Genomic DNA, 26,493 nt, shown 5'->3' on the forward strand with positions numbered 1-26,493 from the left:
AATGACATGAGCAAGCGCACTCTCATCCGCCTGACCGCAGGCGCTGAGCGTTTCAATTATCGCATCGCGGGCCTCGGCTTTCGCGATGGCCATGTGCTCGTTCATCGCGCCGTGCATGAACCCTTCTGGACCTTTCCGGGCGGCAGGGCGGAAATCGGCGAGACGTCGGAAGAAACGCTGAAACGGGAGATGGTGGAGGAACTGGGCGTCGACGTTGGCGTCTCCCGCCTGCTGTGGATCGTCGAGAACTTTTTCCGCTATGAACAGCGCGACTGGCATGAACTCGGCCTCTATTACCTGATGGACATCCCCCCGGAATTCCCCTTTCAGCCGGGTGAGATCATCCACCGCGTCGAAGATGGCGACAACCATCTCGAATTCAAATGGGTGCTTGCGACGCGCCGGGCCCTGACCGACCTCGACATCCCGCCCTATTTCATCGCTGATGAAATCGAGAACCTGCCCGCAGCGCCCCGTCATCTCGTCTGGCGCGACGGCAATCTCGATGACGAGGACTGACGCAAACATTCCAGCAGTGTGCGAAGAGGAGATGCGCCGATGCCGACCTTCGATCCCATCAGGTCATTCCGCAAGCTCGCCTATAACAACGCTCTTGCCAACCACCGTCTGCTTCAGGCCTGCGCGGCATTGAATCCGGGCGAATTCGAAGCGCCGCGCACCAGCTTCTTCCCCTCGATCAAGGAAACCTTGAACCACATCATCACCGTCGACTGGTTTTATGTCGACGGCCTGGAAGGCGGCACGCTCGGCTACCAGGCCTTCGAGATCGACGAACCGTTCGATGATATTTCATCGCTGGCGCAAGCACAGGCAAAGGTCGATCAGCGCCTGGCCGCACTTTGCGAGGCTCTGACGCCGGAAAAGCTGGTCTCGACCGTCCGCCTGCACCGCGGCGACCGCATCCAGGAAGAGCGGATGGACGACGTGCTCGCCCACCTCTTCCAGCACCAGACCCATCATCGCGGCCAGGTGCACGCGATGCTCTCCGGCACCAGCGTCGCCCCGCCGCAACTCGACGAATTCATCGTCGCCGACGATGCACGCTTTCGCGGCGAGGAACTCACCGGGCTGGGCTGGAGCGAAGAAATGCTGATGCGTTAATCCTGCAGCCGCTTTTTCAGCCCGTCGATGATCGTCCTGGTGAGAAGATCGTAATTCTCGTCGAAGTGATGGTCGCCGGGCAGTTCGATCACCTCGGCGCCGCTATCCTTCAGCGCCGGGCAGGCGACATCGTCATCGTCGTCCTTGCCGTAGATGCATTGCACGAGCTTCGGATCGATATTCTTCAGATCGGCGACGGGATCGCCTCCAGCCCCTTCCGTCTTCTGGCCGAGCCAGCCGAGAACGGAGATGACGTAGTCGACCTGGTGCGAGAGCGACAGCAACGACAATTGCGCCACCGCCGACTTTTCTGCCGGTTTGAGGAGCTGATAGGTGGCGGGCACGACGTCGGCGCCGAAGGAATAACCGACGAGCAGCACATGCTTCACCTTCCACTGCTTCCGGTAGAAATCGATGATCTTCGAAAGGTCTGCGGCCGTCTCCTCCGGCTTGCGCTCCGACCAGAAATAGTGAAGCGAATCGACGCCGACGACTGGAATGCCTTCCTTCTGCAGCGTGCCGCCGACCTCCTTGTCGATGTCCCGCCAGCCGCCGTCGCCGGAATAGATCACCGCCATCGTATCGAGGGCGGGCGTCGCCTCCAGGATCGCCAGCGGCAGTCCGAGCGGATTGCCGAAGGCGCCGGAGGCGGTGACGAGATCGTCGAGCGTATCGGCAAACACCGTCTGCGCGTCGTCGGTGGAATCGCGAATTTCGATCGCGGCATGGGTCTTCTTCAGTGCCTCGACATGCGCCCGGCCGTCCTTGTCGGCCTTGGGCGTGAAGACGGAGACAACAGGATCCGGCAGAGCCCCCTCGCTGAGGCCATACACCGTGCGTTGCCCGACCACTTTCTTGGAAGCCGGTGTGCAAAGCTCCTTGGCAAGGGGAATTCCGGCCTTCGGATCGACGGCAAGCGTCTGGCCGATCGTCGCATCCGGTGTCTGCGCGGCGATCGCCAGCGCCAAGGCTCCACCCTCGCCGATGCCGGCGACGATCGGCAGGTGATAGGCGTTGTTGCCGGTCGCACGCTGCACCTGCTGGCTCAGCGATTCGATATCCGAAACCATGTAGAGACAGCCGTCATTGAGGCTGACGTCGTAGCGGTCGAGCGCCTGGATATAGGAAGGAAAATCGACGCCGATGACGACGGCGCCTTCGGCGACCAGCCTGTCGGCCTCCCCTTTCTCATAGTCGCCCCAGCCGGCTGCATCCGAGATCAGCATCACCGTGCCCTTCACCTCTCCTTCCGGCAGGAAGATGTGCGGTGACGGGATGAGCCCGGTTTCGAAGCTCTGCGTGGTTTCCTCGGCGGCATCGACCGGTGCGGCCGCGAGCATGCAGGCGCATGCCGTGGCAAGAAGGATTGTCCTGATCATTTTCTCACTACCCCTTTCAATCCGCCCCCGATCAGAAATGTCGCGTCCATCAACGCGATCATCGGATTGCCCCCTCCGGAGACCGCAAGATAGCGCGGTTGCCAGTGCGGATGAAATTTTGATTTGAATGCCCGAAGGCCTTTGAAGTTGTAGAAGCGCTCGCCGTGTTCGAAAACGGTGCTGCCGATGCGGTCCCAGACGGGCGCCGCCTCGCGTTTCGACATGCCGGAGAGAGGCGCCATGCCGAGATTGAAGTGGGTGAAACCCTGGCCGCGCAGATATTCCATGATCTGCACGAAGAGAAAGTCCATCGAGCCCTTCGGTGCGTCCGGCGAGAAGCGCATGAGATCGATCGTGCCCTCCTGCCTGGATTCGGTGACGAGGATATTGGCGAAGGCAACGATCCTGCCGTCCTTTTTCAGGATACCGACCGGCTGGGAAGAGACGTAATCGGGATCGAAGGCGCCGAGTGAAAAGCCCTTTTCCTTGGCATTGTGATGCTCGAGCCAGGCCGTGGAAACGGCGGCGAGATCATCGATGACCGAGGGCACCTCCTCAGGTTCGACAACGGCAAATTCCAGCCCGTCGCGCTGGGCGCGGCTCGCGGTCTGGCGAAGGTTCGCCCATTTGCCGCCCTTCATCTCGAAAGTTCTAAGATCGGTCACTGCCAGTTCGCCGAGCTTGAAGGCGCGAAGACCGGCATCGGCGCAATGGGAAAGCAGCGACGGCGAGATCTGATAGAACACCGCCCGACAGCCGGCGGCGCGCGCTGCTTCGACGAAACGCCAGACGAGCTCCTGCCCGGCGCGATGTTCGCCGACCGGGTCGAACAGCGCGATCCACGAGCGGCCCTGTCGGCCGTACATGATGAAGGCGTCACCCTTTTCCGAGAACATGATGCTCTTGTCGCCCATGCGCACCAGATTGGCATCGGCATTGCCCTGCTTGCCGACGATCTCGACGGCACGCGCCAGTGCCTCCTCCGTCGCCGGTTCCGGCCGGAAGGTGGCCGGCCGGAGCAGGCTGAAGATGGCGATCGCCGACGAGATGATGGTGATGCCAAGCACGGCGCGCAAGCCACGCGGCGCTTCGGCGGTAAACTCGAACTGCCACCAGAGCTGGTTGCTGTATTCGACATCGCGATAGACGAAGAGCAGGATGACGACGGCGCCGACGACGATAACCGCGATCGCCATCAGCCAGGACGCCGTCAGCGCCTGATTGAGCAGCGAGGCATGGCGGGTAAAGAGCCGCCGGCTGACGAAGAGCCCGAAGATCAGGAAGGCAAGAAAGGCGGCTTCGACGAGCGCGATCGCTTTCAAGAGCGACAAAGTCAGTGCGGCAAGGGCCGAAAATACCGCCACCCACCAGGCGCCGTCGAGCCGCTGGCCGAGGCCGCGCGCAGCGACGACGAGCGCGAGCCCGAGCAGGCTGGAAAGGAAATGCGCCCCTTCCACCATCGGCAGCGGCAGATAGTTGGAGAGGAATTCGAGGTTCTGGTCCGGTGTCGGCGTGACGCTCGAAAAGATCAGCATGACGCCGAGCAGCAGCGCAAGAGCCGATAGCAGCTGCGGCATCAGTCGTCCGCCGATTCGCCGGACGCTGGAGGCGGCCGGATGGTCGACGAAACGGCGCAGCTCCGTCGCCGAGACCGCAAGCACGGCGATCAACAGCGGCAGCACATGATAGATCAGCCGGTAGAGCACCAGCGATCCGAGCACCGCATCGATGTTCACCGCGCTGCCGAGCGAGGCGATGATCACGGTCTCGAACACGCCGAGCCCGGCCGGAACGTGGCTGAGCACGCCAAGACCGACGGCGATCGCATAGACGGCCAGGAAGACCGGCCAGCCGATGGCCGTCTGCGGCAACAGCACGTAAAGCACGGACGCCGAGGCGGCGATATCGAAGGCGGTGACGAGGAACTGCCGCGACCAGGTGCGCGAATCCGGCAGGCGGATTGCCACGGGACCGAGATCGAGCACGCGCCCATCCCGGCCGATGATCATCACGGCGCCCAGAATGGCGACGATCGAGCCGGCGATCAACCGGAGCAGGAAAGGGCTGACGCCGATCAGCGGGCCGATCTCGTCTGCGATGATGATCAGGGCGATCGCTCCCACTCCCGCAAGCCCGAGACCAAAGGAAAGCGTGACGAAGGCGATGATGCGGCCGATATCTTCGGGCGAAAGCCCGAGGCGCGTATAGGCGCGGTAGCGGATCGCGCCACCCGAAAGCGCGCCGAAACCGGCGGTATTGCCGACCGCATAGGCGCTGAACGCGGTCAGCGCCACATGCGGAAAGGGCAGCTTCTTGCCGATATATTCGATGGCATTGAGATCGTAGAAAACCAGCGAGAGGAAACTGAGTGCGGTGAAGAACAGGGCAAGCAGGATGGCGCTCGGCCTGGTCGCCGCCAGAGCATCGACGACATCGTCATAGCGCACCTCGTTGGTGAGCTGCATGATCGCATAGCCGACAAGGCAGAAGACCACCAGCGTCGCCGCTGCCGTCAGCGGTGTTCTGTAGCGTCTGAATAAACCACGAAAAGAAAATCCCTCCGCGTCTTCGATCTCTTTCAAATTGTCGTGACCCGACATCTCTTATCCTGCTGCAATTGCCAGCTCGGCGGGAATCATTTTTGAAAGACGTAACATGAGAGGCATACAAGCTCTATGAAGACATGCCGCCGCAACCCCAGCCCGCCGCTTTGGCCTCCATCACTCTCAATTGGGGCGAATTTGCGCAGGCGAGCGTAACGGCGCATTGCATTTTCGTAAGCTTCGGACGAGCTTTACCCGCGACGGCGATTTGAGACTGAGGAGAACGGTTCGATATGCAGGATGCTCCGGCCCTGATGATGATCGTCCTCGGCCGTCTCTTGCTGGGCGGCCTCTATGTCGCTGGCGGCATTCATCATTTTTTCGTCATCGTACCGCTGACCGATGCGATCGAAGCCCGCGGCGTGCCTTTTGCAAAATGGGTGCTGCTCTCCGGCAGCATGTTCCAGATCCTGGCCGGAACGCTGCTGATATTGGGGCTCTTCGTAACGGCAGCGGCATTCGGTCTCATCCTCTTCACTCTTGCCGCCACCGTCATGCTGCTGAATTTCTGGGATATGCAGGGAACGGCCCGCGAAAGCGCGATCAATACCTGGAAAACCAACATGGCGATCATCGGCGGGCTGCTGATCGCCGCCGCCAGTCCGATGTGAAGCGGCTTATGCCGCCGGTTCGCCATTCGCCCGCGCATGAGCGGCGTAGCGCGCCACGGCAGCATCCACCTCCGCATCGCGATCACCCGCCACCTGCACAGTCGGCACGGCGAATTCGATGCCGTTTTCCTTGAAGGCGTTGCGGATCATCGCCAGCGCATTGCGGCGGATGACGAATTGCTCGCCGGGCTTCGTCATCATCGACAGCCGGATTTCGATCGCGAATTCGCCGAATTGCTCGACACCCTTCATCTTCAGCGTCTCAATGATATGAGGGCCGAATTCCGGATTTTCGAGCAGCGTCTGGCCGATCTGCTTGATCACCTTCTTCGCCTTGACGAGATCGGTGTCGTATTTGACGTTGAGGCTGATCTTGTCGATCGTCCAGTCGCGGTTGAGGTTCTTCACCGCGCCGAGTTCGCCGAACGGCACCGTCGTCAGCGGTCCGCGATGATGCCTGAGCTTCACCGAGCGCAGGCTGAAAGCCTCGACCACGCCCTTGTGGCTGCCGCTTTCGATATATTCGCCGATACGGAAAGCATCGTCCCAGAGATAGAACATGCCGCTGATGACGTCCTTGACAATCGTCTGCGCGCCGAAACCGACCGCGACGCCGACGACGCCGGCGCCGGCGATCAGCGGCCTGATCTCGATGCCGAGGCCGGAGAGCACCATCAATGCGGCGATAACGGCGATGACGACGGCCAGGATATTGCGGAAGATCGGCAACAGCGTCTGTATCCGTGCGCGTCTGGCCTTCTCCTCATCCGTTGCTCCTCCATCCACGGAAGAATCAAGCAGCTTGCCGTCGATATAGGCTTTGATGACATGCCAGAGCAGATCGGCGGCCAGCAGGATGACGATGCCGCCGATGACGCCGCGGGCGATCTTGTCCACCATCGTCTCGCCGGCGGCCATCGTATCGGCGCCGACGCCGAGCATCTGCCCGAGCCAGATGGCGGCAACGGCAATGATCAGCGCCCGCACACCCCGGTCGAGAAGCACCGTCGCAATGCGGCGCGTCGCCAGGAAGCTCGCTTCGGTCTGCTGCAGCGATTTCACCGCAATCGTCGAGACGGCAAGCACGCGCGGCAGCAACAGCACGTAGATGCCGAGCCAGAGCAGCCAATTGAAGCCTGCGACCCAAAGGCTCCAGAGCAACAGGAAATAAACGGTGAGCGCCCAGGAGATCCCGTGACCGCGCTTCTCGTCCTTGTGCGGCCGCGACCAGACCGATTCGATCGCAATCAGCAGCAGGCCGATACCGAGGATGTAGCCGACGAGGAGCCGCGCACTCGGGGAATAGCCAAGCGGCTCCATCGACTGGATCGCCGCCCAGCCAAGCATGAAATAGATGACGAAGGTCGCGCAGCGGCGGTACCAGAAGAGCGCAACGACACGGCCCGGCATGGTGGGAGCGGTAATGCCCTGCCGTTCTTCCTCGGCCCGCGCCAGCCCGATGAGATCGACCAGCACGCCGCCGAGGCAGATGGTGAAGCGTTGAACGATGAGCGCGACAACGCAGACGATCGCGATACTCTGGCTGAGCGGCGGCCAGCCGAGGCTCAGAAGCGCAAGCACCGTTGCCGCCGCGAAGATCAGCGCCGGTATGACCCGCGGCGCCAGATGCATGCCGGCCATCGCGGCCAGTCGACGACGGCGGCGGCGGAAGGCATAACGGGCAAGACTCTCGACCATCGCGCCGAGCAGGAAGATGGCCAGGAACTGCGCCACCATGCGCGGCCAGCCGTTCGCGGCGATTTCACCTAGGAACAGCGAGGACGCATTGCCGATCTGAAAGGGCAGCGTCATCGCCGCATCCGAGACCATCGCGACGTGCCGGCGGGCATGCTGCAGCAGGCCAGACAGCACCGACATCTGATCCGCAGCCGCGGAACCGCCCGCAGGTGCCGTCGCCATCTGGGTCGACATCCACTGCTTAACTTCGGGCGTCTGCATGAGCTGCATCATCTCACGCACCTGCGCCGGCGGAGCCGCCGCGGCCGGCGCTTGCGCCGGCGATGTCTGGGCAAAGCTTGGCGAGATCCCCCCAAGAAGCACGATGAGTGCCAATATTCCCGATATGGCGGCCTTCAAGACCCCTGCCGCGTCACGCTCCATCACCGCCCTCCAATGGAGTGTCGGCCGCTTGGACGAAGCACCCCGACATTTCCCTCTGGGCAATGGATACTCGCGACCGCTGCCGCCAGCAAGCGGTAGGAACCCCATACCGATGGCTAGGGAGGTTGAGGCGCCTCCTTGTCCAGAAGGCGCCGAACGCCTTGGCCTTCAGGATTTCGGAGCCGGTTTTTCCACGTGGCCGCCGAAGCCCGCGCGCATCGCCGACAGAACCTTGTTGGCGAATTCGTCGTTGTCGCGCGAAGAGAAACGGCCGTAGAGCGCAGCACTCAACACCGGCGTCGGCACGCTTTCGTCGATTGCCGCCATGATCGTCCAGCGGCCTTCGCCGCTGTCGGAGACGCGGCCGGCATATTTCGCCAGCGCCGGATCGGCATGCAGCGCATCGGCCGTCAGATCGAGCAGCCAGGAAGTGATGACGCTGCCGCGGCGCCAGACTTCGGCGACGTCCTGCAGATTGAAGTCGTATTGAAAATGTTCAGGATGGGCAAGCGGCGCGGTTTCCGCGTCGGCCTCATGCGAGGCAGCGCCGATATTGGCGTGTTTCAGGATGTTGATGCCCTCGGCATAGGCGGCCATCAGACCGTATTCGATGCCGTTATGCACCATCTTGACGAAATGGCCGGCGCCATGCGGGCCGCAATGCAGGTAGCCCTGTTCGGCGGTGCTCGCCGCAGCCGCTTCGGCGGTGCGGTTCGGCGAGGCTTCCGTTGCGCCGGCGCCGGGCGCCAGTGTGGCGAAAATCGGCGAAAGGTGTTGAACGGTGCCCTTCTCGCCGCCGATCATCAGGCAATAACCGCGCTCCAGGCCGAACACGCCGCCGCTTGTGCCGACATCGACATAGTGGATGCCCTTGGTGATGAGGTCGGCGCCGCGGCGGATATCGTCGTGGTAATAGGAATTACCGCCGTCGATGACGATGTCGCCATTCTCAAGCAGCGGCACCAGGTTCGCCAGCACCTTGTCGACGATCGCCGCCGGCAACATCAGCCAGATCGCCCGCGGATGCGAGAGCTTCGAGACGAACTCTTCCAGCGAAGCACTGCCGGTCGCACCGAGGCCTGCGAGTTCGGCAACGCTTTCCGGTCTGGCGTCGTAGACGACGCATTCGTGACCGCCCCGCATCAGGCGCTGGACCATGTAATTGCCCATGCGGCCCAAACCAACCATGCCAAGCTGCATAATGAAATCTCCTGGAAATCGAGATGAAGTGTCGAATCCGGAAACTAGCACCCGCAGTGTGACAGGCAAGCGAAGTCTCGACGTTCTTGGCGAATGCGACGATTGCGCCGCCGATCTCGCTGAGGCCGCCTTACCGGTCAGGCATCCGGCGCGCTGGCCGGCTCTCCCTTCATTTCGCTGAGGAACATGCCCTCGCGCAGATTGATGCCGTATTCGACGAAAGCCTTCATGCAGCACAGCATCTGCGTCCAGCCTTCACAGTTGAGATAGGTACCGCGCCGACCGGCATCGTCCTCACGCCAGCCGGTCTCGGCGATGGTCACCAGCGTGCCGCCATCCTCCAGCGGCTTGAAGTTCATCTCCACCGACGTTTTATAGGTCTTCTTGTCGTCGCCGGTGCCGCCATCCCAGCTGAGCACGAGGCGACTTTCCGGCACGAGTTCGACCACCTCCACCTGGGCGTCCTTCCACCAGGTCACCGTGGTGCCCTTGACCAGCGGCGCGCTCGCCCCGCCGATCGTGGTGAAATAGCTGCTGAGCTTCTTCGGGTTGACGACGGCGTCGAATACCTCTGCGACCGGACGGCCGATACGGCCGGAAACGCGGATTCCGAGAGACATGGTCCTTCTCCTCTTCTCCATTGTGTCTGTTTCCATTGTACTCGGCGCCATTATGTTATAAAAACATAACATGTCAAGCGAATCGACCGACGACCCCGTTTTCAAGGCGCTGGCGCATCGTCGCCGCCGCGAAATCCTCGACCTGCTCAAAGATGGCCCGCGCACCACAGGGGCGCTTTGCGAGATGTTTCCGCAGATGGACCGCTGCACGGTGATGCAGCATCTGAAGGTGCTGGAGGAAGCCGACCTGGTCATCGCCAGGAAGGAGGGCCGCGAACGCTGGAACCACCTGAACAGCCTGCCGATCAAGCACATCCATGACCGCTGGATCAGCGCCTATGCAGGGCATGCTCTATCGATCCTCGACCGGTTGAAAAGCGATCTTGAAGGCCAGCCGGAATAGTGACCCGGCCTGCAGCTTTCCTGCACCCCCATGCATAATTTATGCGTTGCCTGGTAATCCCGCCCTTTATAGCCTCCGGCGCCGAAACACTCGGGAGGCGGTGCGATGACGATACTGGTAACGGGAAGCGCCGGCCGTCTCGGCGAGGCGCTGATGCGTAGCCTGAGAGGGCAAGGCCGGCCGGCGCGCGGCATCGATGTCAAACCGTCGGCTTTCACCGACATGGTCGGCTCGATCGGCGATCGCGCCTTCGTCAGACAGGCGATGTCGGACATCCGCCACGTCGTCCATGCCGCGACCCTGCACAAGCCGCATGTGGCGACCCATGGCAATCGCGATTTCCTTGACACCAACGTCGGCGGCACGCTGAACCTGCTCGAAGAGGCGATTGCCGCGGGCGTTGCAAGCTTTGTCTTCACCAGCACCACCAGCACCTTCGGTGCGGCATTGACGCCGGCCGCCGGCCAACCGGCCGCGTGGATCACCGAGGAGGTATTGCCGGTTGCCAAAAACATCTACGGCGTGACGAAACTCGCCGCCGAAGGCCTGTGCGAACTCTTCGCCCGCAAATCCCTTCTGCCGGTCATTACCCTCAGGACCTCGCGTTTCTTCCCTGAACGCGACGCCGATCCTGATATTCGCGGCGGCTATTCGGCAGCGAATGCACAAGCCAACGAACTTCTTCACCGCCGCGTTGACATCGCCGATGTGGTCGGCGCCCATCTGCTGGCACTGGATAAGGCGCCGGCAATCGGCTTCGGCCGCTACATCATCTCGGCCACGACACCATTTTCGTCGAACGATCTCGCCGAGATCAGGCGCGACGCGCCTGCCGCCGTCGAGCGGTTGTTTCCAGGTGCGGGTGCCCTCTATGCCGAGCGCGGCTGGAAGATGTTCCCGACCCTCGACCGCGTCTATGTCAACGCCCGCGCAAGGCGGGAACTCGGCTGGCAACCGCGCTATGATTTCCGTTTCGTGCTCGATTGCCTCAGCGACAACAGGGAATGGCGCAGCCCGCTGGCGCTCGATGTCGGCTCCAAGGGCTACCACGACGAGGTCTTCACCGAAGGACTTAGTCCGGTCGATCAGGCAACTGCCTGAATTGCAGGCTCTCTTGCATAATTCCTTAAATCGGAACTCAGACGCGCGGCGCTTTAGCTTCGTCATCCAGATATCACGATCCCATCCTAGACCGTTAGCCGGGGATACGGGGGACGAGATCCAGGATGTGTTCTGTCTGCGGATCGATCCCAAGGCCGAGGGTGTCATTTGAAGCGGTGTCCAGCCTGCGGGCGGAAACCGCTGCAGGAACGCTTTGACCGAGAGGGTATTTCATGAACAACGTCAGATCATACGCATCGCGGCTGTTTGCTGCGGTTCTCGCGGCATCCGCCGCCATTCCGGCCGCAGCAAGCGCGGAGAATTCCGCCGCCGTCGGTAGCCTTACCTTCGTCAACAAGGGCCTGGTCGGCATCGGCCGCATCCCGGCCAACCAGCGCGACAAATTCGGCGAAACCTTCGGCTCCGGCTCCGGCATGACGATCGATTCCGCCGCCTGGAGCCGCGATGGTGCCGGCTACAAGGGCACGCTCTACCTGTTGCCCGACCGTGGTTACAACGCCGTCGGCACCGTCGACTATCGGCCGCGCTTGAACACCATTGCGATCGGCCTGACGCCGACCGCTCCGAGTGCGGCGCCCGAGGCCGGCAAGGAGCAATCCGGGGTCGATGCGAAACTTGTCGATTCCATCCTATTTGTCGATGACAAGGGCGGCGACATGACCGGCCTCGACCCGGAATCCGGCGTCCGCGCCGCTGCCGGCGACTTTCCGCCGCTGCCGCAGGCGGTAAACGGCAAGATCGCCCTCGACAATGAAGCCATCATCCGCATGGCCGACGGCAGCATGTTCGTCAGCGACGAGTACGGCCCCTATATCTATCGCTTCGCAGCCGACAGTCACCTGCTCTCGGCCACCCAGCCGCCGAAGGCGCTGTTGCCGATGCGCAAGGGCGCGCTGAGCTTCGCCTCCAACAATCCCGGCCCCGGCGCATCCGCTCCGGACCCGAAGGACCCGGAGACCGGCCGCCAGAACAACCAGGGCCTTGAAGGCATAGCGATGACCCCGGACGGCAAATTCATCATAGCGGTGCTGCAGTCGGCGGCCCGCCAGGACGGCGGTGATTCCGGCTCGACCCGTCAAAATACTCGCGCCATGATCTATGACGCTGCCGATCCCGATCCCGATCACCTGAAGCTGGTGCACGAATATGTCGTGCCGCTGCCGGTCTTCAAGGATGCCAAGGACAAGACGGTGATCGCGGCTGAGAGTGAAATCGTCGCTCTTTCCGACAAGACTTTCCTGATGCTTGCCCGCGACAGCGGCAACGGCCAGGGCCTGAAGGGCGACACCTCGCTCTACCGCAAGATCAACATCGTCGATCTCTCCAATGCGACCGATATCGCCGGCAGCGATTTCGATGCCGGCAAGCCGACCGCGCCGAAGGGCGTCGTCGATCCTTCGCTGACGCCGGCGACGCTGACGCCTTTCATCGACATCAACGACAAAGCCGAGCTTGCCCGCTTCGGCCTGCACAACGGCGCACCGAACGACAAAAACAACCTGTCGGAAAAATGGGAAGCCATGGGTCTTGCGAGCGTTCTCGATCCGAACCTGCCGGACGACTATTTCCTGTTCGTCGCCAATGACAACGACTTCCTGACGCAGGATGGTTTCCAGGTGGGCGCAGCCTACAAAGCGGAGGGCGGCGCCGACGTCGACACCATGTTCCAGGTCTTCCAGGTCACCCTCCCCGGCTTGAGGAAGTAGCCGCACTCGACGAAGGGCGGACAGCCATCCAAAGTGCTACAGCGTCCTTTGCGCGTCTAAAAAGACGCGCGGCGCTGTAGCCGCCTTCGCCCGCTCGGTCCGGCGTCTTCGCTGAAGATGGAAGGGAAGGTGCGATCCACGGCAACCGATGGATGTTTACGATCCTGGGTGCCTACAAACGTAGGTGGGCGCCGTGTGTCCAGGCCCACGGGCCTGGCCAGGGACAGCTCCCTTTGGATCGAGTATGGCCCCAGGGATTGTGGTTCCTGTCGAGAGGCGCAGACCGCATCGCGATATATAAGGTCGTTTGCGCCGACGCGCCAGTGGCGGCGGCAAGTCGTCCTTATTTAATTGAAGATCAATTGAGTTCGGGGGCTGGCCGGCCGTTCAGCTTGTCGGTGATGCCGCGAATGCGGGATGAAACCTCGCTGAGCGCCGCCGCGAGATTCTCCTCGGTGCGGGCGGTAGCGGCAAGCACCGTGTCGCGGTTGCCGCGCAAGGATTCGAGTTCGGATTCCAGCCCGGTGACGCGGCGCGTCAGCTCGGCAATCTCGTCCATGATCATGATACCGGCCATGACCGTAATCCTGAGATCGCCGATTTCCCCGAACTGCCCCTTGAGATGGCCGACATAGCGGTCGAAACGGGTGGCGAGATCGGTCAGGTGATCCTCCTGCCCTTCCTCGCAGGCCATCCGATAGGCTTTGCCGTCGATCGTTACCGTCACCTGCGCCATGCCGAACTCTTTCTATAAGAGCATGATGCCGAAAAGTGTGAACGGCTTTCGGACGACATCATGCTCTAACTCTTTCAATGAGAACAGGATTCAGATTTTGGGCCAGCTTGGCCTGCAATCATCCTGTTCTAGCGATCCAGAACCGCGCGGATCGTTTCCATGGCCGTCACCAGCCGCCGCGATACCTCGCGGTTGACTTCCTCGAGCCGGTTGGCGCGGAATTCCGCCTGATCGAGCTCCTGCGCCAACCGGGAGCGATCAGCGTGCACGCGCCGCACCTCGCCCTCGATCTCGCCCTGCTCGCGCTCCCGCTCGACGCGCATGTCGACGGCGTTTTCGAGGCTCGAAATCGCCTGTCTCAATTCGTTGAGCGCTGCTTCCATGGTTTTGCCTGTGGGCATCATGCTTTCCCGATTCCCGCGCAGGATCCGCGAATCGGCACGCCGCGCCGATCCTGCGATTTCAAAAAGGATATGCAGCTCGCCGACGGCCCGTCAATAAATCCTGTCACTTGCCCACCGGCCTATCTTGTGGATGAGCGTTTTGGAGATCCTCGCCACACAAGATTTGTCTTTTGTACAATCGCGCGATCAAATGTCAAAAATCGCGGCGACCCGCCGGGATTTGGCGTCCCATTTATTGACTTGCCAGCGCCAACTGCTATGTGTCTGCCGCTTTCACTCGATGGTCTTGGAGGCTCGAGGCCATCCCCCCGACACCCGGAACTTGCGGAAAAGCCATGACCTCTCCCGAACAACATGACCGGATGGCGAATGCGATCCGTTTCCTCGCCATGGACGCCGTCGAAAAGGCGAACTCCGGCCACCCGGGCATGCCGATGGGCATGGCCGATGTGGCAACGGTCCTGTTCACCAAATATCTGAAGTTCGATCCGAAGAAGCCGCATTGGCCGAACCGCGATCGCTTCGTGCTCTCGGCCGGTCACGGCTCGATGCTGCTTTATTCGCTGCTGTATCTGACCGGCTATCCCGACATGACGGTCGAAGATCTGAAGCAGTTCCGCCAGCTCGGCTCGAAGACCGCCGGCCATCCGGAATATGGTCACGCCACCGGCATCGAAACGACTACCGGCCCGCTCGGCCAGGGCATTGCCAATTCCGTCGGCATGGCGATTGCCGAACGCAAGCTGCGCGAGGAGTTCGGCGCCGATCTTCAGGATCACTATACCTATGCGATCTGCGGCGACGGCTGCCTGATGGAGGGTATCAGCCACGAAGCCATCGCGCTCGCCGGCCACCTGAAGCTCAACAAGCTGGTTCTGTTCTGGGATAACAACTCGATCACCATCGACGGCGCCGTATCTCTGTCGGATTCCACCGATCAGATCGCCCGGTTCAAGGCCGTTCACTGGAACACGATCGAGATCGACGGTCACGACCAGGCTGCCATCGCCGCCGCGATCGAGGCTGCCCACAAGTCCGACCGGCCGACCTTCATTGCCTGCAAGACGATCATCGGCTTCGGCGCCCCCAACAAGCAGGGCACCCATAAGGTTCACGGCAACCCGCTCGGCGCCGAAGAAATCGCCGCCACCCGCAAGGCGTTGAACTGGGAATCCGAACCCTTCGTCATCCCGTCGGACGTCCTGGACAGCTGGCGTGCAGCCGGCGCCCGCTCCGTCAATCTCGTCAACGCCTGGGAACAGGGTCTGGCCAAGGCTCCGGCCAAGGCCGAGTTCACCCGCCGTATGGCAGGCGAGCTGCCGGAAGGCTTCGATGCCGCGATCAGCGCTTACAAGAAGAAGCTCGCCGAGACCAAGCCGACGGTTGCCACCCGCAAGGCTTCGGAAGACGCGCTCGAGGTCATCAACGGCTTCCTGCCGGAAACGCTCGGCGGCTCGGCCGACCTGACGCCGTCGAACAACACCAAGACCAGCCAGATGCATTCGATCACGCCGACGGATTTCGCCGGCCGGTACATGCATTGGGGCATCCGCGAGCACGGCATGGCTTCTGCCATGAACGGCATCGCGCTGCATGGCGGCCTCATTCCCTATAGCGGCGGCTTCCTGATCTTCTCGGATTATTGCCGCCCGCCGATCCGCCTCGCTGCGCTCATGGGCATCCGCGTCATTCACGTCTTGACGCATGACTCGATCGGCGTCGGCGAAGACGGTCCGACGCACCAGCCGGTCGAACAGCTCGCCGGTCTGCGCGCCATCCCGAACCTGATGGTCTTCCGTCCGGCCGACGCAACGGAAACGGCGGAATGCTGGCAGATCGCCGTCAAGACGCACAACCGTCCTTCCGGCCTTGCGCTGACACGCCAGAACCTCACCGCGTCCCGCATCGAATACAGTGAAAAGAACCTCTGCGAACAGGGCGCCTATACGCTGGCCGGCAATGCCGACGCCAAGGTGACGATCTTCGCCTCCGGCTCGGAAGTCGAAATCGCCGTTGCCGCCCGCGCAGCCCTTGAAGCCAAGGGTGTCACGGTGCGCGTCGTATCGGTTCCCTGCACGGAACTGTTCTTCGAGCAGCCGGACGCCTACCGCAAGGAAATCCTTGGCAACTCGCCGGTCAAGATCGCCGTCGAAGCCGCCGTCCGCGAAGGCTGGGATGCTTTCATCGGACCGGAAGGCACTTTCATCGGCATGAAGGGCTTCGGCGCTTCCGGTCCGGTGAAGGACGTTTACAAGCATTTCGGCATCACTGCCGACGCCGTCGTTGCGGCCGCGGAAGCAAAGCTTTAATGAGGGCGCCTTGAGGCGCTCTCCATCTCCTCAATTCCAGGCCCTTTCTATCGGGCTCTATTCTATCGGGAGTGAATGAACATGACAGTCAAGGTTGCCATTAACGGCTTCGGCCGCATCGGCCGCAACGTTCTCCGCGCTATCGTTGAATCCGGCCGCACCGACATCGAGGTTGTCGCCATCAACGATCTCGGTCCGGTCGAGACCAACGCCCATCTGCTGCGCTACGACTCGATCCACGGCCGTTTCCCTGCAACCGTGAAGGTCGAGGGTGACACGATCATCGTCGGCAACGGCAAGCCGATCAAGGTCACCGCGATCAAGGATCCGGCAACGCTTCCGCACCGCGAACTCGGCGTCGACATCGCGATGGAATGCACCGGCATCTTCACGGCGCGCGACAAGGCCGCCGCTCACCTGACGGCCGGCGCCAAGCGCGTCATCGTTTCGGCGCCTGCAGACGGTGCCGACCTGACCGTCGTTTTCGGCGTCAATCATGACCAGCTCACCAAGGAGCACATGGTCATCTCCAATGCCTCCTGCACCACCAACTGCCTGGTGCCGGTCGTGAAGGTGCTCGATGACGCCGTCGGCATCGACCACGGCTTCATGACGACCATTCACTCCTACACCGGCGACCAGCCGACGCTCGACACGATGCACAAGGACCTGTATCGCGCCCGCGCCGCCGCCCTCTCGATGATCCCGACTTCGACGGGTGCAGCCAAGGCCGTCGGCCTCGTTCTGCCGCATCTGAAGGGCAAGCTCGACGGCACGTCGATCCGCGTTCCGACCCCGAACGTTTCGGTCGTCGACTTCAAGTTCGTCGCCAAGAAGGCGACCAGCGTCGGCGAAATCAACGAAGCCATCCAGGCTGCTGCAAACGGCAAGCTGAAGGGCATCCTCGGCTACACCGACGAACCGCTCGTCTCGCGTGACTTCAACCACGACAGCCACTCCTCGATCTTCGCAAGCGATCAGACCAAGGTCATGGAAGGCAACTTCGTGCGCGTCCTGTCCTGGTACGACAACGAGTGGGGCTTCTCCAGCCGCATGTCCGACACGGCCGTCGCTTTCGCCAAGCTCATCTGAGCGCTGTCAAAGCATCGACAGACAAGCGGCCCGGGAAACCGGGCCGTTTTTTTGTTGCCATGCCGCAAACAGAACCGGTCTTCCCTGCACTGATATCTTTTCGTCCATGGCCGGGATGAGATCTGTTAGGATAGTTCACCTGGACATTCCGCAATGCCCAGTACCTCGCGCCGCACCGGTCACCGGCCAGGCGCGGAACGCCAATACCGTGCGGCAGCGCTGTCGCCAATATGAGAGAGATGGATGGATTATTTTACCGTAGAAATCGCCGGCCGCGCCGTTGCCAGCTTTCGCTCCGAAAATAGCGAAGATGCGACGCATTTCTTCGAGGCGGAAGACTTTCGCGACGACCTGACCATCCTGGAGTCCGAGGGCAAGCCCCTGTGGGACCGCAAGGCCGCGCTCAGCCTGCGCAAGGCGACCGCCGAAGAGGCAAGCGAAGTCGAGCATGCCTATGAATTCGACGACGACCCCGAAAGAACCATCGAGGACGAGTTCGTCGTTTTCCTCGTGCCGGTCGCGGATCTGACCGACGAGGGCGAGGACACCGACGACTGATACCGGCTTCGACCGCCACGCCGAAGCGATGGCTTCGGTGTGGCGTTGCCGCCCGCAGCCATCGCTGGATGACGGATTGGCAATCCGCCGACTAAGCGTGATAGATTGAGAATATGCACAGCGCTGCACAATGGCTGAGATGATCCAAGTGGAGGCGATAAATGGCAGAGGCACAAAAACGCTCGTCCCCCACCACCGTCAAGCGGCGGCAGCGGTTTCACCCCAAGCGGGACGTCAGACCTGCCGTGCTGGCAAAGGCTAACCGTCTGGTCCTTTGGGTTGCCGCGTTCATCGGCCTGACGTTTCTCGCCATCATCATACTTCAGGCAGTGTTGTGACAGCAGAGCAGCGGCGACCGGCAGGAAAAATCCGTGCCCGTCCTTTTTGCCCTGCTCTCGCCTGATTTTCTTATACATTCTTTGTAGAGAATTTCTCCCGTAGCATTCCGTGGCGGTTGGCCGTCCGGCAGCCGTTCAGCAGCATGATGCAGCATCGCGACGAGGTTAAGCCGCAAGGCCTACCCTTCTCTGACGTTTTGCCGTTTACTGATGGACCGCCGCGCGTGAGGAGGGGTTGGATGAAGGCGGATCGGCCGGGGGCCGTATTCGTGAAGCAGTCGATGGAAAGGGGTGGGCATGGAAGCGTTCTATATCGTGGTGCTGGTCTCGACGGCGCTCGTGCTTCTTGCCGCTTTTTCAAGCCTGCTCGCCTTCCGGTTCGGCGCGCCCCTCCTGCTGCTTTTCCTGATGATCGGCCTTGCCGCCGGCGTCGACGGCCTCGGCATCGAGTTCAGCAACAATTACCTCGCCTATATTCTCGGCTCCATTGCGCTCGCCGTCATCCTGTTTGATTCCGGCTTCGGCACGCCGATGCATGCCTTCCGGCTCGCGGCCGTGCCCTCGCTGGCGCTCGCCTCGATCGGCGTGCTGATTACCGCCTCGCTCTTTGCCTTCGCCGCCATGTGGCTGTTGAACTTCACCTGGCTGGAAGGTCTGCTGCTCGGCTCGATCGTCGCCTCGACGGACGCCGCCGCCGTCTTCTTCCTGCTGCGCATCGGCGGCATCAACATCCGCGACAAGGTGCGCTCGACGCTGGAGGTCGAATCCGGCACCAACGACCCGATGGCGATCTTCCTGACCATCGCCCTCGTCGAGGTGCTGGCGAGCGGCGAGCGCTACGCCGGCATCAATATCGGCATGCTCGCCATGTTCGTCCAGCAGATGGGCCTCGGCGTCATTCTCGGCCTGCTCGGCGGCATGATGATCGTGCTGATCGTCAGCAAGCTCGACACCGATCGCGGCCTGACGCCGATCTTCGTGCTGGCGCTCGCTCTCCTCGTCTTCTCGTTCACCGGCGCGGTCGGCGGCAGCGGCTTCCTCGCCGTCTATGTCGCTGGCATCTATGCCGGAAACCGCAAGATGCAGGCGATCGGCACCATCAAGCGCTTCCAGGACGGCATGACCTGGCTGGCGCAGATCATCATGTTCCTGGTCCTCGGCCTCCTCGCCACGCCGTCGCAATTCCCGGCGATCATCGTGCCGGCCATTCTGCTTGCCCTCTTCCTGATCTTCGTCGCCCGACCCTTAGCGATCTGGCTGTCGCTGCTCCCTTTCGATTACACGCAGCAGGAAATCGGCTTCGTTGCCTGGGTCGGCCTGCGCGGCGCCGTCTCCATTCTGCTCGCCATCATGCCGATCCTCGGCGGCCTGGAAAACGGCCAGATCTATTTCAACACGGCCTTCATCATCGTGCTGGTCTCCCTGCTCGTCCAAGGCTGGACGATCAAACCCGTTGCCAAGAAGCTCGGCCTGATCATTCCGCCCCGCATCGGCGCGGTCGACAAGGTCGAGGTCGATCTGCCGGGTGCTGCCAACCACGAACTGCTCTCCTACCGCGTCATCAAGGATAGCCCGGTGCTGCGCGGCGAGCGCATTCCGCGCTGGGCCACACCTTCGCTCGTCATCCGCGACGGCAAATCGATGCGCTATCAATATGCCGGGCGGCTGCGCGAGAACGATCTCGTCTATCTCTTCATCGTGCCGAGCTACTCCCGCCTGCTCGACCGGCTCTTCGCCAGCCGTGCGCCTGTCGATGAAGACGATGCCGAATTCTTCGGCGCCTTCGCGCTCTCGCCTGCCCGCCCCGCCGCCGATCTCGATGCCGCCTACGGTCCCGGCCTGCTCAACGAATCCGAAAAAGGCCTGACCATTGCCGAATTGATGCGGCAGCGCCTCGGCGGCAAGGCCGATTATGCCGACCGCGTCCGCCTCGGCTCGATCATCCTCATCGTCCGCGATCTCGATGAGCACGACCACGTCACCTCTGTCGGCATGTCGCTCGAAGCCGTCGAACCGGCGATCACGCTGCCGATCTTCATCAATCTCAAGGACATTATCGAGCGGATCCGCGACCGGCTGAAGGGGCGCCGGAGACGAGAAGCAGCAGCCTCCGAAGCCGCTCCGAAAACAGCGGCCGGACGCGACGAAGGCACACACGAAAACGGTCGCTGAACGCCTTGCGTCTCAAATGATCCTTGCTATGGTCGGCGCAATTTCCGCCAACCAAGACTGGATCTCCCCATGCCTTCCTTCAAAACCCTCGACGATCTCACCGACATCCGCGGCAAGCGCGTTCTCGTCCGCGTCGATCTCAACGTCCCGGTCAAGGACGGCAAGGTCACCGATACGACGCGCATCGAGCGTGTGGCGCCGACGATCCTCGAACTGTCCGAAAAGGGCGCCAAGGTCATCCTGCTGGCCCATTTCGGTCGTCCGAAGGACGGCCCTTCGCCTGAACTGTCGCTGTCGCTGATTGCCCCTTCCGTCGAGGAAGTGCTGGATCATGCCGTGTCGACGGCTTCCGACTGCATCGGCGAGGCCGCCGCCTCCGCCGTCGCCGCGATGAATGACGGCGATATCCTGCTTCTGGAAAACACCCGCTTCCACAAGGGCGAGGAAAAGAACGACCCCGACTTCACCAAGGCGCTTGCGGCCAACGGCGACATCTATGTCAACGACGCCTTCTCCGCCGCCCACCGCGCCCATGCCTCGACCGAGGGGCTTGCCCACCATCTGCCGGCCTATGCCGGCCGCACCATGCAGGCCGAGCTGGAAGCACTGGAAAAGGGTCTGGGAGATCCCGCCCGCCCGGTCGTCGCAATTGTCGGCGGCGCCAAGGTCTCGACCAAGATCGACCTGCTGATGAACCTGGTGAAAAAGGTCGATGCGCTGGTCATCGGCGGCGGCATGGCCAACACCTTCATCGCCGCCCGCGGCACCAATGTAGGAAAATCGCTCTGCGAGCATGATCTCGCCGAAACCGCCAGGCAGATCATGATCGAGGCCGCGACATCAGGCTGCGCCATCATCCTGCCGGAAGACGGCGTGATTGCTCGCGAGTTCAAGGCGGGTGCCGCCAACGAGACGGTCGATATCGACGCCATTCCCGCCGATGCCATGGTGCTCGATGTCGGCCCGAAATCCGTCCAGGCCATCAGCGCCTGGATCGAGCGCGCTTCGACCCTCGTCTGGAACGGCCCGCTCGGCGCCTTCGAGATCGAGCCCTTCGATGCCGCAACCGTCGGCGCCGCGAAATACGCAGCCGAGCGCACCATAGCCGGCAAGCTCACCTCCGTTGCCGGCGGCGGCGACACGGTTTCTGCGCTTAACCATGCCGGTGTTGCCGACGATTTCACCTATGTCTCCACGGCCGGCGGCGCTTTCCTCGAATGGATGGAAGGCAAGGAGCTTCCCGGCGTCGCCGTCCTCAACGCCGCTCGGTAACTGCCTCATGCATCGGCCTGACAATCGGGCCGATGCATACGTTTAAAATGTTGCAGCGTCCGTTGCGCATGCAAAAGGCGCGCGGCGCTGCAAGCCCGATTTGACAGGTTTTACATGTGGATAGACCGCGGCGGCGAAGAGCTTTTCGCGGTCTTTTGCTCACGCGCTGGAAAAAATCCCATTTTTTCAAACGATTGAATTGATTTCAATCGTTTCAGTGACTTAGCCTTCCATTTTCCTCTCTATAAACTTCTGTTATCGCCGTCCTATATTCTAAACCGCCGATGTTTCATGCTGTGGAGAGAACGAGAATGAGCGAACGACTGGAAGACATTGCAGTGCAGATGGTTGCAGGCGGCCGGGGACTGCTTGCGGCAGATGAATCGACCTCCACCATCAAGAAGCGTTTCGACACGATCAACCTGGAATCGACCGAAAGCAGCCGCCGCGATTACCGCGAGATGCTCTTCCGCTCCGACGAGGCGATGAAGAAATATATCTCCGGCGTCATCCTGTTCGAAGAGACGCTGTTCCAGAAGGCCGCCGACGGCACGCCTTTCGTCGATATCATCCGCGCTGCCGGTTCCATTCCCGGCATCAAGGTCGACACCGGCGCGAAGCCGATGGCCAAATATCCAGGCGAAACCATCACCGAGGGCCTCGATGGTCTCGGCGAACGCCTTGCCAAATATTATGACGCCGGCGCCCGTTTCGCCAAATGGCGCGGCGTCATCGCCATCTCCTCGTCGCTGCCGACCCGCGGCTCGGTCCGCGCCAACGCTCAGGCGCTTGCCCGCTATGCCGCCCTCTGCCAGGAGGCCAAGATCGTGCCGATCGTCGAGCCGGAATGCCTGATGGACGGCAAGCCGGGCGACCACAACATCGACCGCTGCGCCGAAGTCACCGAAGCCACGCTGCGCATCGTTTTTGAAGAACTGGCCGATGCCCGCGTCAGCCTCGAAGGCATGATCCTGAAGCCGAACATGGTCATCGACGGCAAGAATGCCCGCAAGGCCTCGGTCGCGGAAGTCGCCGAACGCACCGTCAAGGTGCTGAAGGCGACCGTTCCGTCAGCCGTTCCCGGCATCGCCTTCCTCTCCGGCGGTCAGTCGACCGAAGAGGCGAGCGCACATCTTTCCGCCATCAATGCCACGGCCGACCTGCCCTGGTTCGTCACCTTCTCCTATGGCCGCGCCCTGCAGGACAGCGCGCTCAAGGCCTGGAACGGCAAGCCTGAGAACGTCGCCGCAGGCCAGCGCGAATTCACCCACCGCGCCGAGATGAACAGCCTCGCCGCCAAGGGCAACTGGAAGAAGGACCTGGAAAAAGCCGCCTGATTTTTCAGGCGCTTGCAATTGGGCGGGGAGCGGCAACCACAGCGTTGCGGCTCCTGCCCAACCCTCTCTCCTCCCTCATTCCTGTGCTCGTCACAGGAATCCAGTGCGCCTAAGTCCTTGGGCGCCAGAGACTCTGTCTCCTGGTGTATTGATTAATTCACGGCGCGGACGCGCCGTGGCTGGATTCCTGTGACAGGCACAGGAATGAGGGAGTCCGGAGAAATGTTCCCCTCCCAACGAATCGGTAGAAATAAGCCGCGTGCTTAAAACCCCTACTACTCCCATTGTCACGGCGACAAGAAACCGGCTCGCCTCGCCGGAAGATCGTGATTATCCATAGCCGCAGCCGCAACAGGAGCCGCCATGGACACCCTCTCCTACGTCACCGTCGATGTCTTCACCTCCACCCGCTTCGAGGGCAATCCGCTTGCCGTCATCGCCGATGCGCGGGGCCTGAGCGATGCGGCGATGCAGAGGATCGCCACCGAGTTCAACTATTCCGAAGTCACCTTCGTCCTGCCGCCGGAAAATCCTGAAAATTCCGCCCGCGTCCGCATCTTCACCCCGACGATGGAAGTGCCCTTCGCCGGCCATCCAAATGTCGGCACCGCCTATGTGCTCGGCCAGCAGGCAGAGATCTTCGGCAAGCCGGCCGGTGAGAAATTGCGCTTCGAGGAAAAGGCCGGGATCGTCGAAGTCAGCCTGAAACGCACCGGCGGAAGGGTCGCGGCAGCTGCCATCCGCGCACCGCAGCCGCTGACGGTCGGCGATACCATCGCCGACGAAACCATCGCCCGCTGCATCTCGCTCGAACCTGGCGCCGTCGTCACAACCACCCACGCCCCGATCTTTACCTCGGTCGGCCTGAATTTCGCCGTGGCCGAAGTGAGCGGGCTTGAAGCGCTGGCCGCTGCCCGCCCGAACCTTGCCGGCTTCCAGGCGGCTGCCGGCCGCCAGACGACGAGCGGCCATGACTTCTCGCTCTTCGTCTATGCCAGAACATCCGAAAATCCGTGGCATATTCGCGCCCGCATGTTCGCGCCGCTCGACAACGTGCCCGAGGATCCGGCAACCGGCAGCGCTTCGGCAGCACTTGGCGCCTATCTGGTCTCGCTTGCGCCTGATGCGGATATGAACGTCCGCACCACCGTTGAACAGGGCGTCGAAATGGGCCGCCGCAGTTTCATCGCCCTCGATGTCGTGAAATCCGGGGGCACCGTCACCGATGTCGTCATCTCGGGCAGCTGTGTTGACGTCATGCGCGGGGAAATCATCCTGCAGGACTGACGATCGCAGGCCGACGACAGGCCTACATCAGGAAATCGCGCAAGAGCAGGTCCAATGCCCAGATGGCGAAAGCGATCAGCGCGATCTTCCAGAAATCCGTCCGCCGCCTGAGGCCGGGGAGCCCGAGCGGCTTGATCAGCTGTATCGCCATGGCAAGGATGAGCAGCAAGGCTATCAGCTTTGTCATGCTTTATTTTTTCCATTTTTCGGAATGTCACAGGACGGACATTTTTCCGCGCCAACACAGGTGCTTCGCACGCCGTAAAGACATTCCGGGGCACAATCAATCATCTTGAGGCTGGGCTGACGCAGGTCATGCCTTATGTCCATTCCAAAATCACTGAGACCGAGTCTGGGGAAATGAAGAGAAACCTTCTGTCCGTCGCCGCGCTGCTGTTTGGCACGCTCTTCCTTTTCATGGGCAACGGCCTGCAGGGCATCCTGCTTCCCGTTCGCGGCAATCTCGAAGGCTACGCCACGACGACGCTCGGCCTGCTCGGCACCTCATGGGCCGGGGGCTTCGTTATCGGCTGCCTGGTGGCGCCGAAACTGGTGCGCCGCGTCGGCCATGTCAGAGCCTTCTCCGGCTTCATCTCGATCATCGCCATCATCGCCCTGGTGAGCGGCATCATCATCCATCCGGTCTGGTGGGTGGTTCTGCGCGCCGTTACCGGCTTCTCCACGGCCGGCACCTCGATGATCATCGAAAGCTGGCTGAACGAGCGCGCCAGCAACGAGAGCCGCGGCGCGATCTTCTCGCTCTATATCGGCATCACGCTGCTCGGCGTCGTCGGCGGACAGATGATGATCCCGCTCGAGGACGTGCGCACGCCGGTGCTGTTCATGATCTGCGGCATTTTCTACTGCATCGCCATGCTGCCGACGACGCTTTCGACCGCCGCTTCGCCGCAGCCGCTGAAGGCTGTCCGCCTCGACCTGCCGGCGCTCTATCGCAATTCGCCGGTCTCCTGCCTCGGCATCCTGCTCGTCGGCATCGCCAACGGCGCCTATGGCACGCTCGGCGCCGTCTTCGGCGCCGGCGCCGGCCTCTCCGACACCAGCATCGCCATCATGATGAGCGCCACCATCTTCGCCGGCGCCATGATGCAGCTGCCCGCCGGCCGGCTTTCCGATCGTATCGACCGGCGCTATGTGCTCGCCGCCATGTCCAGCGTCGCCGCCCTTGCCGGCTTGCTGATCTTCATACTCCACCCGACGTCACCAGCCTTGCTGATCGGGCTCGTTGTCCTTTACGGCGCGGTGGCCAATACGCTCTATCCGATCGCGGTCGCCCACGCGAACGACTTCGCGGCATCGGAGGATTTCGTCAAGGTCTCCGGTGGCCTGCTGCTGCTCTACGGCATCGGCACGGTGATCGGCCCGACGATCGGCGGCCCCGTCATGTCGGTGATCACCCCGCATGCGCTTTTCCTCGTCACCGCCATCGCCCACGTGCTGATCACCGTTTACGCCATCATCCGGAGCCGCATCCGCGCCGCCGTCCCGGCCAGCGACCGCGACGCCTATACGACGATCCCGACCGGCACCTCGCCGATGTTGACGCCGCAGAGCATGTCGCTTGCCGATCGCGGCGCCGGCAAACCGGCGGAATCCGGCAAGTCTCCCGAAAGCGGCGATCCTGCTGTAAAGTTCGGCTAATGCATGTCGCCCGGAACTGCGCAGCGGTTCCGGGATAACGACCTGCATAAAAGCAAAGGACGAAAGGATGAATTTAGCCCGGATCGGCCTAAATTCCGATTCCGTAACTTTCGGCATGATGCTCCAGGCAGCAATGGAGGAGAACCCATGAGCTTCATCGATGACGACCGGCCGCAGAAGAAGACCGCCCACGAGATCGGCGCCGATCTCTCCATGCTTTCGGTGGACGAGTTGAAGGCGCGGGTGGATTTGCTGAAGGCGGAGATCGCCCGCCTCGAAGCCGAGGCCACCCGCAAGGCCTCCGGCCGGCAGGCGGCGGAAAGTTTCTTCCGCTCGTGATCCGATAATTCGCAAAAAACAAGGCTATAGGCGGATAAATGAGCCCGCCTCAAGTCTTAGTTCGGCACAATGTTAATAAAATATTAAGCTTTATAAGATATTA

General features: G+C 61.9%; 24 protein-coding genes and 1 other RNA gene. 16 read left to right on the forward strand and 9 right to left on the reverse strand.

Annotated elements, in window-relative coordinates; all coding sequences use genetic code 11:
• The first annotated feature begins 6 nt into the window (after positions 1-6).
• Together CO657_RS16585 and CO657_RS16590 are read left to right on the forward strand one after the other, a co-directional pair.
• The gene (locus tag CO657_RS16585) at positions 7-519 is read left to right on the forward strand and encodes an NUDIX hydrolase (protein ID WP_054184904.1); all 513 of its coding nucleotides are present in this window, start codon (positions 7-9) and stop codon (positions 517-519) included.
• 39 nt (positions 520-558) lie between these two features.
• The gene (locus tag CO657_RS16590; RefSeq protein ID WP_054184905.1) at positions 559-1,122 is read left to right on the forward strand and encodes a DinB family protein; all 564 of its coding nucleotides are present in this window, start codon (positions 559-561) and stop codon (positions 1,120-1,122) included.
• Here CO657_RS16590 and CO657_RS16595 read toward each other — a convergent pair.
• Together CO657_RS16595 and mprF are read right to left on the reverse strand one after the other, a co-directional pair.
• Entirely contained in the window at positions 1,119-2,501 is a 1,383-nt protein-coding gene (locus CO657_RS16595) for a virulence factor family protein (RefSeq protein WP_054184906.1), read from the reverse strand. The two genes, CO657_RS16590 and CO657_RS16595, sit on opposite strands and share 4 nt — an antisense overlap.
• Complete coding sequence (gene mprF / locus CO657_RS16600) at positions 2,498-5,101, reverse strand: bifunctional lysylphosphatidylglycerol flippase/synthetase MprF (protein WP_054184907.1); 2,604 nt, start codon at positions 5,099-5,101, stop codon at positions 2,498-2,500. The genes CO657_RS16595 and mprF overlap by 4 nt, the downstream gene beginning before the upstream one ends.
• 236 nt (positions 5,102-5,337) lie before the next feature.
• Between mprF and CO657_RS16605 the strand changes: the two genes are divergently transcribed.
• Positions 5,338-5,715 (forward strand): DoxX family protein, encoded by a 378-nt coding sequence (locus tag CO657_RS16605; protein WP_054184908.1) that lies wholly within the window; start codon positions 5,338-5,340, stop codon positions 5,713-5,715.
• A 6-nt stretch (positions 5,716-5,721) separates the two neighbouring features.
• On the opposite strand, the gene CO657_RS16610 is transcribed toward CO657_RS16605, so the two are convergent.
• The 3 genes from CO657_RS16610 to CO657_RS16620 form a co-directional block, all read right to left on the reverse strand.
• Positions 5,722-7,836 (reverse strand): mechanosensitive ion channel family protein, encoded by a 2,115-nt coding sequence (locus tag CO657_RS16610; RefSeq protein ID WP_054184909.1) that lies wholly within the window; start codon positions 7,834-7,836, stop codon positions 5,722-5,724.
• Positions 7,837-8,004: 168 nt separating this feature from the next.
• The gene (gene gnd, locus CO657_RS16615; protein ID WP_054184910.1) at positions 8,005-9,036 is read right to left on the reverse strand and encodes a phosphogluconate dehydrogenase (NAD(+)-dependent, decarboxylating); all 1,032 of its coding nucleotides are present in this window, start codon (positions 9,034-9,036) and stop codon (positions 8,005-8,007) included.
• Positions 9,037-9,173: 137 nt separating this feature from the next.
• Positions 9,174-9,656 carry an SRPBCC domain-containing protein gene (locus CO657_RS16620; protein WP_003590306.1) on the reverse strand — a complete coding sequence of 161 codons (483 nt, stop codon included), beginning with the start codon at positions 9,654-9,656 and terminating at the stop codon, positions 9,174-9,176.
• A 70-nt stretch (positions 9,657-9,726) separates the two neighbouring features.
• On the opposite strand from CO657_RS16620, the gene CO657_RS16625 reads away from it, so the two are divergent.
• The 3 genes from CO657_RS16625 to CO657_RS16635 all read left to right on the forward strand — a co-directional run bounded on the left by CO657_RS16625 (position 9,727) and on the right by CO657_RS16635 (position 12,887).
• Positions 9,727-10,059, forward strand: a complete 333-nt coding sequence (locus CO657_RS16625; RefSeq protein ID WP_054184911.1) for an ArsR/SmtB family transcription factor — start codon at positions 9,727-9,729, stop codon at positions 10,057-10,059.
• Positions 10,060-10,164: 105 nt separating this feature from the next.
• Entirely contained in the window at positions 10,165-11,160 is a 996-nt protein-coding gene (locus CO657_RS16630) for an NAD-dependent epimerase/dehydratase family protein (protein ID WP_054184912.1), read from the forward strand.
• 233 nt (positions 11,161-11,393) lie between these two features.
• A complete protein-coding gene (locus CO657_RS16635; RefSeq protein ID WP_054184913.1) occupies positions 11,394-12,887 on the forward strand; it encodes an esterase-like activity of phytase family protein in 1,494 nt (497 codons plus the stop codon).
• Positions 12,888-13,016: 129 nt separating this feature from the next.
• On the opposite strand, the gene ssrS is transcribed toward CO657_RS16635, so the two are convergent.
• From ssrS to CO657_RS16650, 3 genes are all read right to left on the reverse strand, one after another.
• A non-coding RNA gene (ssrS, locus tag CO657_RS16640) (6S RNA) lies at positions 13,017-13,175 on the reverse strand.
• A gap of 70 nt (positions 13,176-13,245) precedes the next feature.
• The gene (locus CO657_RS16645) at positions 13,246-13,623 is read right to left on the reverse strand and encodes a cell division protein ZapA (protein WP_003590299.1); all 378 of its coding nucleotides are present in this window, start codon (positions 13,621-13,623) and stop codon (positions 13,246-13,248) included.
• Between the two features lie 128 nt (positions 13,624-13,751).
• The gene (locus tag CO657_RS16650; protein WP_037094330.1) at positions 13,752-14,027 is read right to left on the reverse strand and encodes a DUF4164 domain-containing protein; all 276 of its coding nucleotides are present in this window, start codon (positions 14,025-14,027) and stop codon (positions 13,752-13,754) included.
• Between the two features lie 335 nt (positions 14,028-14,362).
• On the opposite strand from CO657_RS16650, the gene tkt reads away from it, so the two are divergent.
• The 8 genes from tkt to CO657_RS16685 all read left to right on the forward strand — a co-directional run bounded on the left by tkt (position 14,363) and on the right by CO657_RS16685 (position 24,392).
• On the forward strand, positions 14,363-16,336 hold the full coding sequence (gene tkt, locus CO657_RS16655; RefSeq protein ID WP_054184914.1) for a transketolase: 1,974 nt from the start codon (positions 14,363-14,365) through the stop codon (positions 16,334-16,336).
• Between the two features lie 81 nt (positions 16,337-16,417).
• The gene (gene gap, locus CO657_RS16660; RefSeq protein WP_003590295.1) at positions 16,418-17,428 is read left to right on the forward strand and encodes a type I glyceraldehyde-3-phosphate dehydrogenase; all 1,011 of its coding nucleotides are present in this window, start codon (positions 16,418-16,420) and stop codon (positions 17,426-17,428) included.
• Positions 17,429-17,671: 243 nt separating this feature from the next.
• Positions 17,672-17,986 carry a hypothetical protein gene (locus CO657_RS16665; protein ID WP_003590293.1) on the forward strand — a complete coding sequence of 105 codons (315 nt, stop codon included), beginning with the start codon at positions 17,672-17,674 and terminating at the stop codon, positions 17,984-17,986.
• Positions 17,987-18,147: 161 nt separating this feature from the next.
• Positions 18,148-18,324, forward strand: a complete 177-nt coding sequence (locus tag CO657_RS36775) for a hypothetical protein (RefSeq protein ID WP_164918677.1) — start codon at positions 18,148-18,150, stop codon at positions 18,322-18,324.
• 297 nt (positions 18,325-18,621) lie between these two features.
• Positions 18,622-20,496: a potassium/proton antiporter gene (locus CO657_RS16670; protein ID WP_054184915.1), complete on the forward strand. Its 1,875-nt coding sequence runs from the start codon at positions 18,622-18,624 to the stop codon at positions 20,494-20,496.
• A gap of 69 nt (positions 20,497-20,565) precedes the next feature.
• On the forward strand, positions 20,566-21,768 hold the full coding sequence (locus CO657_RS16675; RefSeq protein WP_054184916.1) for a phosphoglycerate kinase: 1,203 nt from the start codon (positions 20,566-20,568) through the stop codon (positions 21,766-21,768).
• Between the two features lie 311 nt (positions 21,769-22,079).
• A complete protein-coding gene (locus tag CO657_RS16680; protein ID WP_003590289.1) occupies positions 22,080-23,105 on the forward strand; it encodes a class I fructose-bisphosphate aldolase in 1,026 nt (341 codons plus the stop codon).
• Positions 23,106-23,468: 363 nt separating this feature from the next.
• Complete coding sequence (locus CO657_RS16685; protein WP_054184917.1) at positions 23,469-24,392, forward strand: PhzF family phenazine biosynthesis protein; 924 nt, start codon at positions 23,469-23,471, stop codon at positions 24,390-24,392.
• Between the two features lie 22 nt (positions 24,393-24,414).
• Here the strand turns inward: CO657_RS16685 and CO657_RS36780 are convergent, their stop codons facing one another.
• A complete protein-coding gene (locus CO657_RS36780; RefSeq protein ID WP_003590287.1) occupies positions 24,415-24,579 on the reverse strand; it encodes a hypothetical protein in 165 nt (54 codons plus the stop codon).
• A 173-nt stretch (positions 24,580-24,752) separates the two neighbouring features.
• Between CO657_RS36780 and CO657_RS16690 the strand changes: the two genes are divergently transcribed.
• Both CO657_RS16690 and CO657_RS16695 read left to right on the forward strand, forming a co-directional pair.
• Positions 24,753-26,051, forward strand: a complete 1,299-nt coding sequence (locus CO657_RS16690) for an MFS transporter (protein WP_054184918.1) — start codon at positions 24,753-24,755, stop codon at positions 26,049-26,051.
• A 147-nt stretch (positions 26,052-26,198) separates the two neighbouring features.
• Positions 26,199-26,390, forward strand: coding sequence for a DUF1192 domain-containing protein (locus tag CO657_RS16695; protein ID WP_003590285.1), 192 nt, complete (start codon positions 26,199-26,201; stop codon positions 26,388-26,390).
• Positions 26,391-26,493: the final 103 nt, after the last annotated feature.

The sequence above is a fragment of the Rhizobium acidisoli genome, from assembly GCF_002531755.2.
GTDB classification, from domain to species: domain Bacteria; phylum Pseudomonadota; class Alphaproteobacteria; order Rhizobiales; family Rhizobiaceae; genus Rhizobium; species Rhizobium acidisoli.